The organism is Streptomyces nigrescens (assembly GCF_027626975.1).
GTDB classification, from domain to species: Bacteria; Actinomycetota; Actinomycetes; order Streptomycetales; family Streptomycetaceae; genus Streptomyces; species Streptomyces nigrescens.
Window position 1 is genome coordinate 8,038,128 of record NZ_CP114203.1, and the last position, 14,307, is coordinate 8,052,434.

At 71.2% G+C, this 14,307-nt stretch carries 15 protein-coding genes; 7 read left to right on the top strand and 8 right to left on the bottom strand.

Translation table 11 applies throughout. From position 1 onward, the window contains the following. Positions 1 to 29: 29 nt before the first annotated feature. Entirely contained in the window at positions 30 to 686 is a 657-nt protein-coding gene (locus STRNI_RS35680; protein WP_266441733.1) for an FMN-binding negative transcriptional regulator, read from the bottom strand. Between the two features lie 9 nt (positions 687 to 695). Beyond that, on the bottom strand, positions 696 to 1,361 hold the full coding sequence (locus STRNI_RS35685; RefSeq protein WP_266441736.1) for a pyridoxamine 5'-phosphate oxidase family protein: 666 nt from the start codon (positions 1,359 to 1,361) through the stop codon (positions 696 to 698). A 35-nt stretch (positions 1,362 to 1,396) separates the two neighbouring features. Between STRNI_RS35685 and STRNI_RS35690 the strand changes: the two genes are divergently transcribed. Beyond that, positions 1,397 to 2,728 (top strand): aminotransferase class I/II-fold pyridoxal phosphate-dependent enzyme, encoded by a 1,332-nt coding sequence (locus STRNI_RS35690; RefSeq protein WP_026170296.1) that lies wholly within the window; start codon positions 1,397 to 1,399, stop codon positions 2,726 to 2,728. Positions 2,729 to 2,967: 239 nt separating this feature from the next. Here the strand turns inward: STRNI_RS35690 and STRNI_RS35695 are convergent, their stop codons facing one another. After that, complete coding sequence (locus STRNI_RS35695) at positions 2,968 to 4,035, bottom strand: DMT family transporter (RefSeq protein WP_159490741.1); 1,068 nt, start codon at positions 4,033 to 4,035, stop codon at positions 2,968 to 2,970. Positions 4,036 to 4,109: 74 nt separating this feature from the next. Between STRNI_RS35695 and STRNI_RS35700 the strand changes: the two genes are divergently transcribed. Continuing rightward, positions 4,110 to 5,018: a LysR family transcriptional regulator gene (locus STRNI_RS35700; RefSeq protein ID WP_026170295.1), complete on the top strand. Its 909-nt coding sequence runs from the start codon at positions 4,110 to 4,112 to the stop codon at positions 5,016 to 5,018. 32 nt (positions 5,019 to 5,050) lie between these two features. On the opposite strand, the gene STRNI_RS35705 is transcribed toward STRNI_RS35700, so the two are convergent. The 3 genes from STRNI_RS35705 to STRNI_RS35715 form a co-directional block, all read right to left on the bottom strand. After that, the gene (locus tag STRNI_RS35705) at positions 5,051 to 6,577 is read right to left on the bottom strand and encodes a carboxyl transferase domain-containing protein (protein WP_381844646.1); all 1,527 of its coding nucleotides are present in this window, start codon (positions 6,575 to 6,577) and stop codon (positions 5,051 to 5,053) included. Next, positions 6,561 to 8,021: an acyl-CoA synthetase gene (locus tag STRNI_RS35710; RefSeq protein ID WP_277412698.1), complete on the bottom strand. Its 1,461-nt coding sequence runs from the start codon at positions 8,019 to 8,021 to the stop codon at positions 6,561 to 6,563. Before STRNI_RS35710 ends, STRNI_RS35705 begins: the two co-directional genes overlap by 17 nt. 247 nt (positions 8,022 to 8,268) lie before the next feature. Continuing rightward, complete coding sequence (locus STRNI_RS35715) at positions 8,269 to 8,733, bottom strand: pyridoxamine 5'-phosphate oxidase family protein (protein WP_093641172.1); 465 nt, start codon at positions 8,731 to 8,733, stop codon at positions 8,269 to 8,271. A 253-nt stretch (positions 8,734 to 8,986) separates the two neighbouring features. Between STRNI_RS35715 and STRNI_RS35720 the strand changes: the two genes are divergently transcribed. The 3 genes from STRNI_RS35720 (at position 8,987) to STRNI_RS35730 (ending at position 11,125) form a co-directional block, all read left to right on the top strand. After that, on the top strand, positions 8,987 to 9,634 hold the full coding sequence (locus tag STRNI_RS35720) for an isochorismatase family protein (protein WP_018093251.1): 648 nt from the start codon (positions 8,987 to 8,989) through the stop codon (positions 9,632 to 9,634). Between the two features lie 244 nt (positions 9,635 to 9,878). Beyond that, positions 9,879 to 10,607, top strand: coding sequence for a class I SAM-dependent methyltransferase (locus STRNI_RS35725; RefSeq protein WP_159490749.1), 729 nt, complete (start codon positions 9,879 to 9,881; stop codon positions 10,605 to 10,607). Next, positions 10,604 to 11,125 (top strand): DedA family protein, encoded by a 522-nt coding sequence (locus tag STRNI_RS35730; RefSeq protein WP_109888021.1) that lies wholly within the window; start codon positions 10,604 to 10,606, stop codon positions 11,123 to 11,125. Before STRNI_RS35725 ends, STRNI_RS35730 begins: the two co-directional genes overlap by 4 nt. A gap of 133 nt (positions 11,126 to 11,258) precedes the next feature. Here the strand turns inward: STRNI_RS35730 and STRNI_RS35735 are convergent, their stop codons facing one another. Then, positions 11,259 to 12,275, bottom strand: coding sequence for an ArsR/SmtB family transcription factor (locus STRNI_RS35735; protein WP_277412699.1), 1,017 nt, complete (start codon positions 12,273 to 12,275; stop codon positions 11,259 to 11,261). Positions 12,276 to 12,462: 187 nt separating this feature from the next. Here STRNI_RS35735 and STRNI_RS35740 point away from each other — a divergent pair, with 187 nt between their 5' ends. Further along, complete coding sequence (locus STRNI_RS35740) at positions 12,463 to 12,717, top strand: hypothetical protein (RefSeq protein ID WP_159490753.1); 255 nt, start codon at positions 12,463 to 12,465, stop codon at positions 12,715 to 12,717. 209 nt (positions 12,718 to 12,926) lie between these two features. Continuing rightward, positions 12,927 to 13,199: a hypothetical protein gene (locus STRNI_RS35745; RefSeq protein WP_277412700.1), complete on the top strand. Its 273-nt coding sequence runs from the start codon at positions 12,927 to 12,929 to the stop codon at positions 13,197 to 13,199. A gap of 97 nt (positions 13,200 to 13,296) precedes the next feature. Here the strand turns inward: STRNI_RS35745 and STRNI_RS35750 are convergent, their stop codons facing one another. Then, a complete protein-coding gene (locus STRNI_RS35750) occupies positions 13,297 to 14,259 on the bottom strand; it encodes a helix-turn-helix transcriptional regulator (RefSeq protein ID WP_274733959.1) in 963 nt (320 codons plus the stop codon). Positions 14,260 to 14,307: the final 48 nt, after the last annotated feature.

Here is a 14,307-nt window from a genome sequence, read left to right on the forward strand (position 1 = left end):
ACCCGGACCTCCGGGGCGGCGGGCGCCCGTCAGACAGCGGGTTTCCCCGCGTCGGCCGCGGCCAGTCTGCGCTGCTGGTGGGTGCGGGCCGCCGCGTCCCCGGGGCCGTCCCGCTCGGCGAGGCGTTCCGAGACACGGTGCTGGACGGCTTCGCTCCGCTTGCCCCCGTACTTGAACTTGGCGCGGACCTCCCGCACTTCGAGCCGCAGGCCACGGATGCCGGACAGCAGCCGTCCGTACGGAGCCGCACCCGCGGCGACCGGGGCCGAGCCGCCGTCCGGCTGGAAGTGGCCCATCTGGCGTTGCAGCAGCGCCGCCTTCGCCTCCGGGTCGTCCACGACATGGGCGGTGCAGGTCAGCTGGACCGCGGCATAGAAGCTGGTGGGGACGCCGTGCTCGGGCGGCTGGTCCTCGGCCGCCTGCCAGGGGCCGGGGATGAAGGTGTAGTCGTCCACCACGCTCAGCAGCACCGTCGGCCGGTTTTCCAGCGCGCCCCAGAGGGGGTTGGGACGGGCCAGATGCGTGACGGCCTCGCGGCGGGCCGGGTCGTAGGCGAAGTGCAGCGGCTGTAGCACGGGGGGTTCGCCGGGCTGTCCGTTGGCGGCCAGCTGGCCGAAGTCGTGTGCCGCGAGCCACTGTTGCCACTCGGCGTCTTCGGTGGGGGCGTCCCAGGGGTGGATCAGCACGGTGGCTCCTCAGCGGGCGGAGAGGTACGCCGGCTCGGGGGTGCCGGGCGCGAGGTCGTCGGACGGTATGGGGGCGCCGTACATGGGTGCCACCGGAAGGACGCCGCTCCAGTACGGCAGCCCGAGGTCCTCCGGCTCGTCGTTGGGGCCACCGGTGCGGATCTTGGCGGAGGCCTCGCGCAGGCCGAGACGGATCACGGAGGTGGCGGCCAGTTCCTTGGCATTGCCCGGCCGGGAGTCCGCGGCGCGTCCGGGCAGCACATGATCGACGAGGGCGTCGAGCGCGGCCGTTTTCTCCTCCTCGTCGGTCACCTGGTGTGCGGTGCCGTGCACCACGACACTGCGGTAGTTGATGGAGTGGTGGAACGCGGACCTGGCCAGGACCAGACCGTCGACATGGGTGACCGTCACGCACACCTCCAGACCGGGGTCCGGCGCCGCGCCGGCCATCCGCAGGGGGCGGGATCCCGTCGAACCGTGGAGATAGAGGCGGTCGCCGACCCGCCCGTAGAGCGTCGGCAGGACGACCGGGGAACCGTCACGGACGAAGCCCAGATGGCAGACGTAGCCCGCGTCGAGGATGGCGTGCACCGTCTCGTGGTCGTAGGCGGCGCGGTCGCGGGCGCGGGTGGGGGTCGTGCGCGCGGTCGGTTCGTACGACTCGGCTCGGGTCATTGCGTTCTCCATTGCACTAGTGCATAATCAAGTTTGTGCTAGGAGAGTATCGGATCGAAGGGCGGCGCGCATCGGACATTGCCGCCAGCGTCGAGCGAGCCGTCGGTGCGGGCGAGCTCCAACCAGGCGAAGTGCTGCCCCCGTTGCGGGAGTTGGCCGTCTATCTCGAGGTCAATCCGAATACGGTCGCGGCTGCGTACCGCACCCTCCGCGATCGAGGGGTGATCGAAACCGCGGGCCGGCGTGGCAGCCGGGTGCGCCCCCGCCCCGCGAGCACCTCACGTGAGGCGCTGCGGGTGGAGGTGCCGCCGGGCGTCCGGGACGCCTCCGACGGAAATCCCGATCCGTCCCTGCTGCCGCCGCTGGAGCGGGCGCTGGCCGAGGCCGCCGCGCGCAGTGCACGGCGCCCCGCGCTGTACGGCACACCGGCCGTGGACGACGACCTTGCCGCCCTCGCCCGCGCGGCGTTCGCCGCCGACGGCGTGACGGAGGCCCCCGTCGCCGTCACCAGCGGTTCACTGGACGCGATAGAGCGGGTGCTGGCCGCCCATCTGCGGCCCGGCGACGCCGTGGCGGTGGAGGACCCGGGGTGGGGCAGCCTGCTGGACCTCATCCCGGCACTCGGACTGCGCACCGTCCCGGTCGGCGTGGACGACGAGGGCCCACTGCCGGAGCAGCTGGCACGCGCGGTGCAAGAGGGCGTCCGTGCCGTCGTCATCACCGACCGGGCGCAGAACCCCACCGGCGCCGCCATCAGCCGCACCCGCGCCGCCGAACTCCGCACCCTCCTGGCCGCAGACCCCGGCATCCTCCTCATCGAGGACGACCACGGCCATGGCATCGTCGACCTCCCGCTCCATCCGCTCTCCGGGATCACCGACCACTGGGTCCTGGTCCGTTCGACGGCCAAGGCGTACGGCCCGGACCTGCGTCTCGCGGTGCTCACCGGTGATCCGCTGACCATTGACCGGGTGTGCGGCCGTCAGCGCCTCGGCCCGGGCTGGATCAGTCATCTGCTCCAGGACACGGTCGTCCACCTGTGGCGGACCTCCGCGATCGACCCGAAGGCGGTGGCCGGGGCGTACGGCCGGCGGCGGGAGGCGCTGATACGGGCGCTGGCGGAGCGCGGAGTCCGTGCGCGCGGCCGCAGCGGGATGAACGTCTGGATACCGGTACCGGACGAGACCGGCGCGGTGGCCCGGCTGCTGCACTCCGGCTGGGCGGTGGCCCCCGGCGCGCGCTTCCGCCTCCACTCGCCCCCCGGCATCCGCATCACGGTCTCCGGCCTCTCCGACGACGACATCGTCCCGGTGGCGGACGCCGTTGCCGCGGCGACGGGGGTGGGGGAGGCGCGGCGGTACGAGTGAGGGCGGCGGCTGCGACGTCGTGATGTGCACGGGCGTCGGCTCTGCGGCGCGGAGGGAACTGCCGCAGAGGACAAGGGTGTTGATGCCGAAGTGCGGGGGAGGGCATGGCGGCGTGAGAAGCGGGCGCGGCGAGGCGCGGTGAGCGCATGGCGGAGCCCCCGAGGTGCGGCTCGGGGGCTCGGAGGCCTGGGGCTGGGGCTGTGACTGGGGTTGGGGCCCAGGCTTCCGGGTGGGTGTCGTCAGTGGGTGGTCGAACCGGTCGGTGGGACCGCCGGACGGCTCGGGCGGGGCCTGCTCTGGGTGAGGGCGGCGCCGGCCAGGACGATGAGGGCGCCGACCGGGGTGTTCCAGCTCAGCTGTTCGTGGAGGAGGGCCACGCCGGCCGCGGTGGCGATCACGGGGATGAAGTAGGTGACCATCTGCGCGGTGGTGGGGCCGATCTCGGCGACCAGGCCGTACTGGATGAGGAAGGCGAGGCCGGTGCCCAGGGCGCCCAGGGCGAAGACAGCGAGCAGCGGGATGATCGGGTAGCTGGTCGGTGCGGTGGTGAACAGTGGTGTCACCACGGCCAGTTGGGCGGTGGCCAGCAGCAGCTGCGCGCCGGACATGGACAGATGGGAGTGCGGGACGCCCGCCAGGGTGCGGCGGACATAGATCCAGCCGATGGGGTAGCAGAGTGAGGCGCCCAGGGCCATCACGGTGCCCGTCAGATCCGTGCCGGCGAAGCCCTGCCAGGCGCCGAGCACGGTGAGCACACCCAGAAACCCGAGGCCGAGGCCGGCCACCCGGCGCCGGGTGGGGCGGTCCTCGGAGAGCGCGACGACCGACAGCGCCATGCCCCACAGCGGTGACGTGGCATTGCAGATGCCGGCCAGCGTGGAGGGGATCGTCAGCTCGGCGTACGCGAAGAGGGAGAACGGCAATGCGTTGAGGAGGAACGCGGCCACGGTCAGATGGGCCCAGGTCCGGGCGGACCGGGGGAGCCGCTCGCGCTTGACCACGAGGACGGCCAGCAGCACCAGCGCACCGAAGGCGACCCGGCCCAGCGTCACCTGGAGCGGAGCGAAGCCCTGGGTGCCCACCTTGATGAAGAGAAAGCTGAAGCCCCAGACGAGGGAGAGGACGGCGAAGCGGAGCTGCCAGCCGCGGGCCCGGCCGCGGGCCGTCGGAGCCGCGGTCGTGGTGGCGCCGCGGAGCGCGTCGGCCGCGGTGGTCGCGGCGTCCCTGTCGGCGATGGGGCTCGCAGTGGTGGCCGGAGAGGCCGTGGTGTCGGCGGAGGCGGTGGGTGTGCCGGTGGCGGTGCTCATGAGGTCAACGATGCGGGGTGCAACTTCGTAGCACAATCGAGAATTCGTGGCCGGTATCGCTTAGCATTGCTTATGTGTTGAACCTTGATCGCCTACGGACGCTGAGCGCGGTCGCCCGCCACGGTTCGGTGAGCGCGGCCGCCGACGGGCTGCATGTGACGACCTCGGCCGTCTCGCAGCAGATCGCCAAGCTGGAGCGGGAGACCGGGCAGCAGCTGCTGGCCAAGAACGGGCGCGGAGTGCGGCTGACCGACGCCGGCCGACTGCTCGCCGACCATGCGACGCGCATCCTTTCGCAGGTCGAGCTGGCCCAGGCCGAGCTGGAAGCGCATCGCGGCCAGGCGGTGGGCGAGCTGCGGCTGGGTGCTTTTCCCACCGCGGCCCGGGGACTCTTCCCGGCCGCGCTGGTCACGCTCCGCGCCGAGCACCCCCAGCTACGGGCACGGCTGACGGAGATGGAGCCGGACGAGTCGGTCCGCGGCGTGGTGCGCGGCGATATCGATCTGGCGGTCGTCCTCGACTGGTACAACCGGCCGCTGTCCCTGCCCGACGGTCTGGCGAAGGCCCCGCTGCTGGACGATCCGGCCGATGTGGCGATGCCGTCCACCCATCCGCTGGCCCGGCGGCGTTCCGTGGAGCTGGAGGAGTTCGCCGACGATGAGTGGATCTCCTGGCCCCAGGGGGAGTTCTGCAGCGAATGGCTGATGTTCACGCTGCGCAGCAAGGGCATTGAGCCGCGTGTCGCGCACATGGCGGAGGAGCACGGCACCCAGCTCGCCCTCATCGCGGCCGGGCTGGGCGTCGCGGTGGCTCCGCGCCTCGGCCGTGGGCCGGTGCCGGACGGGGTGAGCGTGGTACCCGTACGCCATACGATGCGCCGCCATGTCTATGCCATCTGGCGCGCGGATGCCGACCGCAGGCCCTCGATCCGGGCCGCCGTGGGAGCCCTCCGCACGGCCGGGGAGAGCCTGCAGGGTTCCTGAGGCGGCCGCCGTCGGCGGCTCACGGGCTCCTCTCAGGCCGGTGGGACGATGCCGCGGATGACGCCCAGATCCAGCAAGTCCGTTGGCCGGATACGGAGTTGGTCCGCGGTCTCGTGGATCTGTGTCGTGTCGCGTTTGAGGATGGCCGCGGCCAGTTCCGGGGCGATCACGGAGAAGTAGCTGTCCGGCGTGGCCCAGAGCCGGTCCGGTGCGGCCAGGGCCAGTGCGCCGCCCGAACCGCCTTCGCCGATGAGCAGGGAGGTGACGGGCACCCGGGCGGTGGCGAGCGCCGCGAAGGTGTCGGCGATGGCCGCCCCGGCACCGGCCCGCTCGGCCGCCGCGTCGTTGGCGGCGCCCGGGGTGTCCACGAGGGTGAGGACCGGGATGCCGAGCCGGTCGGCGAGCCGGACGAGCCGTGCGGCGGTACGGAAACCGGCCGGGCGGGTGGCCGTACCGCACTGCGCCGCGAAGGCGAGGGTGCGCCCCGCACGGTGACCGAATCCGCACCGCATCCCGGGGTCGACGCCGCCGCAGCGGTCGCCGCTGATCTCCTCCCAGTCGTCGAAGTACGCGCGCAGATACGCCTCGGCCCGCGGCCGGCCGGGTGCGCGGGCCCGGGCCACCGCACCCCAGCCGGTCTCCGGCAGTTCGGGTGCGCCGAGCGCATCCGGCGGGGGCGCTGGCTCCACCGCCTCGACGTGGAACTCCCGTGGTGTGCCCAGCAGTTGCAGCCACCGCTGGAGCGTGGCGCGCAGCCGGTCGGGCGGGACGACGGCATCGATCTGGCCGGCGGCCAGCTGTCCCTCGGCGATGTAGGCGGCGGGGTCGGCGTCCGGGGGACGCACCCGTGAGCCCGCGAAGCCGACCTGGGCCCCGGGGAGCGCGAGGATCACATCGGCGGCCGCGCCCAGGGTGGCCCAGCCGCCGCCGGTCGTCGGGTCGCGCAGCACGGCGAGCTGGGGGAGTCCCGCGGCGCGGTTCAGCGCGGACTGCCGTGCCACCCGCTGGAGTTGGGTCAGCGCCCGCATCCCTTCCTGCATCCGGCTGCCGCCCGTGGCGATCAGCGAGACGACCGGCAGGCCGTGCTCGCGCGCATGGGTGTAGGCGGCCTCCAGCCGGTCGCCGGTGCGCTCGCCGAGGGAGCCGCCCAGATAGCGGAACTCGAAGGAGAGCACGACCGTTTCCCGTCCGCCTATCGTGGCCAGGGCGGTGACCACGGACTCGTCCTCGCCGGTCCGTTCCCGGGCGCGGGCCCGGGCGTCGTCGTAGCCGCGCCAGCCGAGGGGGCCGTCTGGTGCGGACGACGCCCCGGACGGGGTTCCGGACGGGGTTCCGGACGGGGTTCCGCGACCGTCGGGCACGGCCGTCTCGCTGTAGGTGTCCGCCACCGCCGCGATGGCTTGACGGGCTGTCAGCCGGGCACACGGCAACGTCGTGGCGGCGGAGTTGCCCGCGGGAGTCCGGTCGCCGGCCGCGGCCCCGTCGCCACCGCGGTGCCCTGCGGCCTCGCCGTCCCCCGCGCCCCCGTCCCCGGCGCCACCGCTACGCACGGAGCTCACGCTTCAGGATCTTGCCCATGTCGTTGCGCGGCAGGGCGTCCAGGAAGTGCACGGTGCGGGGGCGCTTGTGTGGCGCGAGCTGGCGGGCGACATGGTCGGCGAGTTCCTCGGCGGACGGCGCCGGCCCGGCGTCCGGGCCGGTCTCCGTCACGATCCAGGCGACGATCCGCTCACCGAGGTCCTCGTCCGGCGCGCCGGTGACGGCGGCCTCGGCGACGCCCGGGTGAGCCAGCAGCGCATTCTCGATCTCGCCCGCGCCGATCTTGTAGCCACCGCTCTTGATCAGATCGGTGGCCTTACGGCCCACGATGCGGTAGTTGCCGGCGGCGTCACGGACGGCCATGTCACCGGTGCGGAACCATCCGCCGTCGAAGGCCGCGGCGGTGGCATCGGGCCGGTTGAGGTACTCGACGAAGAGGTTCGGGCCGCGGACCTGGATCTCGCCGACCGTCTCGGCGTCGTTCGCCTCGATGGCTTGGCCCGCCTCGTCGACGAGCCGGACATACACCCCCGGGAGCGGTACGCCGACCGTGCCCGCGGCATCGGGGCCGTCCGCCCGGACGCTGGTGTTCATGAGCGTTTCCGTCATGCCGTAGCGCTCGATCACCCGTCGGCCGGTGGCGGCCGCGATCCGCTCATGATCGGTCAGCGGCAGCGCGGCCGAGCCGGAGACCAGCAGCCGGGCCCGGGAGAGCGCCTTGGCGAGCGAGGGGTTCCGGCCCGCCTCTTCGGCCAGGCGGTGGTACATCGTCGGTACCCCGAACAGCATCGTGCCGTCCGCGGACAGCTCCCGGGCCACCGCTTCGGTGCTGAAGCGCCCCAGGTGGTGCACGCTGCCGCCGCGGCGCAGCGGCCCGAGGATGCCGAGGATCAGGCCGTGGACATGGAAGAGCGGGAGGGCGTGCACCAGGACGTCATCGGCGGTCCACTGCCAGGCGTCCTCCAGCGCGTCGAGGGTGTGCGCGAGGGCGCGCCGGGGGAGGACGACGCCCTTGGGCGGCCCGGTCGTGCCGGAGGTGTAGACGATCAGGGCCGGTGCCTCGTCGCCCGGTTCGCTCGGCAGCGGGGCCGGCGCGGCCTCCTCGGGCGGCGCCGCGGCCTCGATGTCGATACGGGACAGCGCGGCGAGCGGCCCCGGCAGATCGGCATCCGGCTCGGCCAGGACGAGCGAAGGCATGCTGTCCGCCACGATGTGCGCCAGCTCGCTCTCACCGATCTTCGGATTGACCGGCACCACGGCCACCCCGGCGAGCAGCGCGGCCACCGCGCCGACCGCGGTCTCCAGCGTCGGCGTCGCCCAGAGGGCGATACGGGTCTCACCGGCGATCCGCTCGGCGAGCGCACCCGCCACCGACGCCAACTGGCAATGGCTGAGACTGCGATCGCCGAAGCGCAGCGCGGGGGCGGGCGAAGCGTCGCGCAGCGCGGGGAAGAGCACGTTCACCGGATCTCCTTCGTCCTCGTCGGGGCCCGGCCACCTCGCGGCCGGGCCGTCCCGCTCCCGCACCTGCCGGTACCGGACGGGCTGACCTCCACCACTCTCCCAGAGACCACCGACAACGCGATCACCTCGGGACGACCGGCCTCGCCGTCCGCGGCGATCAGCTTGCTCATGCGAGGCGCTCACCCGCCCGGTGCCGCGGCCGCCACCCGCGCGGCGCCCTCGCCCTCGTCCCGGGATCTTCGCGCCCTCACCCCGGGATCTTGCGGAAGTCCCACGACACGACGGACTCCGGCGTCAGCCGCAGCCAGGCATGCCGGCCGTCGTGCGGCATCTCGGACATCCCGAAGTACTTCTCCGCGAAGAGCCGCTCCGGGGCGCCCAGTTCGGGGCACGGCTCACCGGTGCGCGGCGCCTCGCCGACGCACTCCGCCCGGCCCGCCAGCTCGGCCCCGCGCAGCTCGCCGTACTCGTGCCCGTCATCGACGACCACCGCGATCCTCGGGTCCGTGCGCAACTGCGCCCAGCGCCTGCTGCGGGTGATCGAATAGAGCCACAGCGCCGTACCGTCCCAGACGAACCACAGCGCTCCGACGTGCGGCGCACCGTCCCCGCCGACCGTGGCGACGCGGCAGGTGCGCTGCGCCGCGAGGAAGGCGTCGAGCTCGCCCTGCGTCATCATGATCCGGCGCCCGCGCCGCTGTGTGTCGGCCATCCGTCCCCGCCCTCCGCCGTGTGCCGCCCGTGCGGCACTGACCACTCACCTGACACCCAGCTGCCTGACGATGCGTCAGAAACCGGTGTCGGAAAGCATGAGGGCTCTTCCTGAGGTGCGCAATGCCCGATAGCCTCGCCCGCCTCGAACCGGCCCGTCGGGGAAGCGCCGACCGGGACCCGGTCCCGCCGCTCCTGCAGACCCGCTACTCCTGCAGACCCGCGGGAAATCAGACCCGCCAGAGGGGAATGCGATGCCTTCGGAAGCTGCACGGCTCATCGGCCAACTGGACCCGGCCACGACGGTGCTGCTCACCGTCGAGTGCCAGCGCGGGGTGGTCGGCCCGGAGAGCGCACTGCCCGAACTCGCCGACGCGGCCCGCACGTCGGGGGCGCTGGCGAACGTCGCCCGGCTGGTGGCGGCCGCCCATGACACCGGCGTCCAGGTGCTGCACGCGGTCGCCGAACGCCGTCCCGACGGCCGCGGCGCCAGCCACAACGCCCGCCTGTTCAAGGCGGCCGCGCGGCTGCCCGTCCAGCAGTTCACCGGGTCCACCGCGGTCCGTATCGCCGACCCGATACCCGTCTCCGACAACGACCTGGTGGTGCGCAGACTGCACGGTCTCTCGCCGATCGCCGGCACCGAGGTGGACGCGCTGCTGCGCAACTTCGGGTGCCGGACGCTGATCGTCACCGGGGTGTCGGCGAATGTGGCGATCCCCAATGCCGTCTTCGACGCGGTCAACCTCGGCTATACGGCCGTGGTGCCCGCGGACGCCATCGCGGGGGTGCCTGCCGACTACACCCCCGCGATGGTCCGCAACACCCTCGCGCTGGTCGCCACCGTCACCACCACCGATGACGTCCTGACCAGCTGGAAACGGCCGCGCCGTGGCCGCTGACCCGGGTTGTCGGTACCGACGAAACCCCCTAGGTCCCAGGGCGGGTGGCCGTCCGTCCAGAGAATGACGCCGGGGCCCGTGGTGGCACTTCAGTACAGTCCGGCTTTGGGTCCCTGTGGGGGAGGACGGCGCTGACCTGTGCATTCGAGGATGGGGAGAGGACCTGATCCCCTTTCCCTCGAAGTGCGGTCTGACGTGTGACGCACACGGCCGCTTCGCATCCTCCCAGGAATGTCTTTTCTTGATGAATGAGCACACTTCTCACCACCGTGCCCGGGCTCAGCGTACGACTGAAGGATGGACCTTCTTGGTGGAGTCGATACGGAACCATCGCACGGTCGGTTCCATCGCCCCCAGCAGCAAGTCGCTGGCCAGCATGCTGGCTGACCCGTTGCTGAAGCGAGCGCCGCGGAATTCGAATGTCCTGGAAGTAGGCGCGGGTACCGGTTCGGTCACACGAGTTCTGCTCCCTCAGATACCTCGGGGAAGCCGGCTGGACATCGTAGAAGCGAACCCCCATTTTGCCGCACATCTGCGTCGCCTGGTTCGCGGCAACCCGGACCTGCTGGAAAAGCAGGAGCACGTGCGCGTCCACAACACATTTGTCGAACAGCTCACCACTGACTGCCGCTATGACGTGATCGTCTCCGGCCTGCCGTTCTCCAACTTCGCCCCCCGGCAGGTCGAGGAAATCATGGGCCGCTACTTGGAACTGCTCCGCCCCGGGGGCACTCTCACCTACTTTTCCTATTGCGGCAGTCGCTGGGTCCGCGCCCTGCTGACATCCCGCCCAGAGGCCCGCCGTCAGCGCGACGTCAAAGATCTCTTGAATCAGTACCACAACCAGTACGCGGTCGGCTGTTGGACCGTGTGGGGAAATCTGCCACCCGCACAGGTGTGGCAACTGCGCCGACCCATCGATACGGTCAACGCCTCCGACTTGTTGACCGTCCGGTCGGACATATCGCGATGAGTGACCTCACCACTCTGCTCAGCCAGATTCCCCCTGCCACCGCCTACACGGTGCTGGCCGCGGCAATCATCGCGGAATCCATTTTGCTGGTGGGTGCCGTCGTCCCCACTCTCGCTCTCATGCTTACCGCGGGAGCCTTGGCCCGTGCCGGCAGCATGAACCTGTTGTGGGTCATCGGAGTCGCTGCCGGTGCTGTCGTGATCGGGGACGCTCTTGGCCATCGAACCGGTCACCTGCTGGGAAATCGCCTACGCACCGGGAAGCTTGGCCGCCGCATTCCTGCCTCGGCGTGGCAGCGGGCGGAAACCCTCATGAACAAGCGCGCCGGCCAAACCCTTCTGATCTTCCGCTTTGTGCCGGTCATGCGGACCCTTGCCCCGCACCTGGCCGGCGTCGTTGGCCTGCCGTACCGCCATATCGCCCCGTACAGTGCCCTGGCCTCGGTCACGTGGGCGAGTGTGGAAAGCGGTGCGGGCTACACAGCAGCCTTCTCCGCCCAGCACCTCTCCGCGATCTGAGGCCCGTAGCCGGTCAGAGCCGCATTGCTGGTCTTCGGACACCGCCTGCGCCCGAACTCCGGTGCCGGAGAAGGCAGGCCGCAGCCGTCCCGAGTGTGCAGCAGATAGGGCGGGGCTGCTCAGGCTGTCGCGGTCAGGGCGTGGCGCTTGTCCCGTCGAGGAGGGTGCGTCCCTGTGGGGTGATGGCGTGGTGCACGGTGTTGCGGTGGCGGGTGGTGGAGACGAGTCCGGCCTGCCGGAGTACACCGGTGTGCTGGCTTGCGCTGGACGGCGAGATGGACAGACGACGGGCGAGGTCGGTGGTGGTGTAGCTGTCGACGAGTGTGGCCAGGATGGCCGCGCGGGTGGTTCCCAGGAGGGCGGCGAGGGCCTTGTGTGAGGCTGCGGGCCGAGGCGGGGACCAGATGCTGCGGATCGTCGCGGGATCGCGCGGCGCGGGGTAGATGAGCAGGGCTTCGGCATCGGTCGCGGGTGTGAACAGCTGCGGTACGGGGCCGCAGAACAGTGAGGGAGCCAAGACCATGCCCCGGCCGCCCAGGTGGTACCCGTAGTCGTCCGGTCCCTGCCAGGGCCGGTAGTCCGGCAGTTCCAGCACGGGCGGCTTCCAGCGCAGATACGGCGCGAGGCTCTCCAGCGCGGCGCCTACTCCGTGGGCGGCCATCAGCTTGCCCACCAGGTGCGCATGGGCGCTCAGGTGCTGGTGGATGCGGTCCCAGTAGGGGGCCACGGATGCGGCGTGGTAGTCGGCAAGGCCGTTCGCCAGCCGCTCGACCACCGCACCGTCACCCGCACCCGGGTGGGACAGCCAGGACGGGCGGAGGCGATCCAGCCGGGCATCAGGAGACAGCTCGGCACGCAACTGCGCGCGGGGCGCACTCAGCAGGCGCTCGCGCCCTTCCTCGATCGAGGAAACCGGCCCCAGCAGCGTGAAGAGGTCGACCATCCACCCCTGCGGGCTTGCCACGAACGCCGCAAGCTGCCGCGCGTCCGGCGGCACTCGCGGACGCGTGCGTCTGCGCCACCCGTCGAACAGCACCTTCTCCTCGCGCCGCTGCAGCATCCGCAGGCTCAGCTGGGTCTCGGCCAGCGGCCCCAGTAGTGCCACCCGGGTACGGGCGAGATCCTCCAGCGTGAACCGGATACGCAGCACTGAATGCCCCTGACCCGAACAAGTCGAAACCCCCGGACCACGGTTATTCAGCTATGCCTGCACGTCGTTGTCGAGCCGGTTCCTGGCCAGGGATGCTCCTTGAGTCGCCAAACGGCAGTTCGCCGGTGGCGACCCGGTGCACAACGAGCACGCCAACAGACAACGCACTTCGACCGTGAGGGGAATCATGCGTACACGAATCTGGCTCACCAGCGTCGCCATAGGAACCGCTGTGTTGACCGGCGCCACTGCCACCGCCACCGCCCAGGCAGCACCCGCGCACTCCGAGACCGCAACGTCATCCAGCACGGCGCTGGGATGGATCTACGTCGGTACCTACATCAGCAAGTCGTCCTGCCAGGCGGATGGGGAGAACTCCGCCCAAGAGTGGAAGTGTGTGAAGGCGCCAAGCGGTAAGTGGCACCTGTACGTCTGGAGCTGATGAGTCACCGGTCCTCGTGGCGCGTGTCCCTCCAGGGCACGCGCCGCATTCCCAAGGACCGCTCGCCGACGGGCTGTTCACTGAGGCCCGGCCCCCAGCAGCCCGGACAGCGTCTCTGTGTCATCAACCGATGACCGATGACGCTCGCCCTAAGGCACGCCAACAGACAGGCACCACAACAGACAGGCACTTCGACCGCGAGGGGAATCATGCGTACACGAATCTGGCTCACCGGTGTCGCCGTAGGAGCCGCCATGCTGACCGGCGCCACTGCCACTGCCGCCACCGCCCAGGCAGCACCCGCGCACTCCGAGACCGCGACGCCATCGACTGCCACGTCCTCCAGCACGGCAACGGGCTGGTACCCCATCCTCTATCCCTCCAAGTCGGCCTGCCAGGCGGCCGGGGAGAAATCCGGCGAACAGTGGACGTGCGTGCTGCTGCAGGGCAGCGGAAAGTGGCGCCTCTACATCTACAGCTGACTGCTTACCGGGTCCCTGACGGCGCGTACCTCTAGCAGCATGCTCGGCGTTCTGATTCTCCGGCCACTGCCAGTGGGTGCCGAGATGGAGCCGATGTCTACTTCGGAGTGTCCCCGAGGGGGCGTTCGGCGGCGGCCGTGAGCTGTCGGGCCAGGTCTTTGAGGGATTGGCGCAGTTGGTCGGGGCTGTGGATGGTGAAGGGCCATTCCAGGGAGGCGAGCAGGCGCGCCACGCTGTCCAGCTGGGCGGCCTGCGCGCGCATCAGTACGCCGGTGGGTGTGGCGGTGAGGGTGACGATCGTGCGGGGCAGCCGGCGCGCGATGTCCTCGATGGGGCCTTCGATCAGTACCTCGACCTGCCACGGCGCGGGTGTCCGGGCCAGGGATGCGGTGAGGTGGGTGACCGGGTCGAAGTCGTCGGGGGCGGTGAACGTTGCTGCGCCGGTCGTGGCGGAGGTGATCCGGTCGATGCGAAAGGTGCGCAGGCCGTCACGGAGGTGGTCGTGACCGACGAGGTACCAGCACCCGGAATGGAAGACCACCCCGTACGGGTCGACATCGCGCTCCGTGTGTTCCCGGTGCCAGGAGCGGTAGCGCAGCCCGACGGTGTGACCGGAGCGGCATGCCTGCGCCAGGGTCAGCAGGACGCCGGCTTCGGGGGCCTGCGCGAGCACCGTGTTGGTGGTGAAGGACAGGGTGTCCCGCATGGCGGCCAGCGGTGCCCGCAGAGGGTCCGGGAGCACTCGTTCGATCTTGGCAAGGGCGCCTGCGCCGGCGGGAGCGGTGGTGCCCATGCCCAGACGCTCCCCGGCGAGCAGGCCCAGCATGACCACGAGGGCTTCTTCGTTGGTGAGCATCAGCGGTGGCATCCGGTAGCCGCGGGCCAGCCGGTAGCCACCGAAGCGGCCCCGGTCTGATTCCACCGGGATGCCCAGCTCGCGCAGGCGTGCCGCGTAGCGCCGCACCGTGCGCACATCGGTCCCCAGGCGGTCCGACAGCTGTGCACCGGTCAGCCCTGGGTGTGTCTGGAGGAGTTCCAGCAGAGCCAGTACGCGCGTCAAGGGGTATGACATGGATCACTCGGCATTTCAGGGCGGAAACTGTCCTGT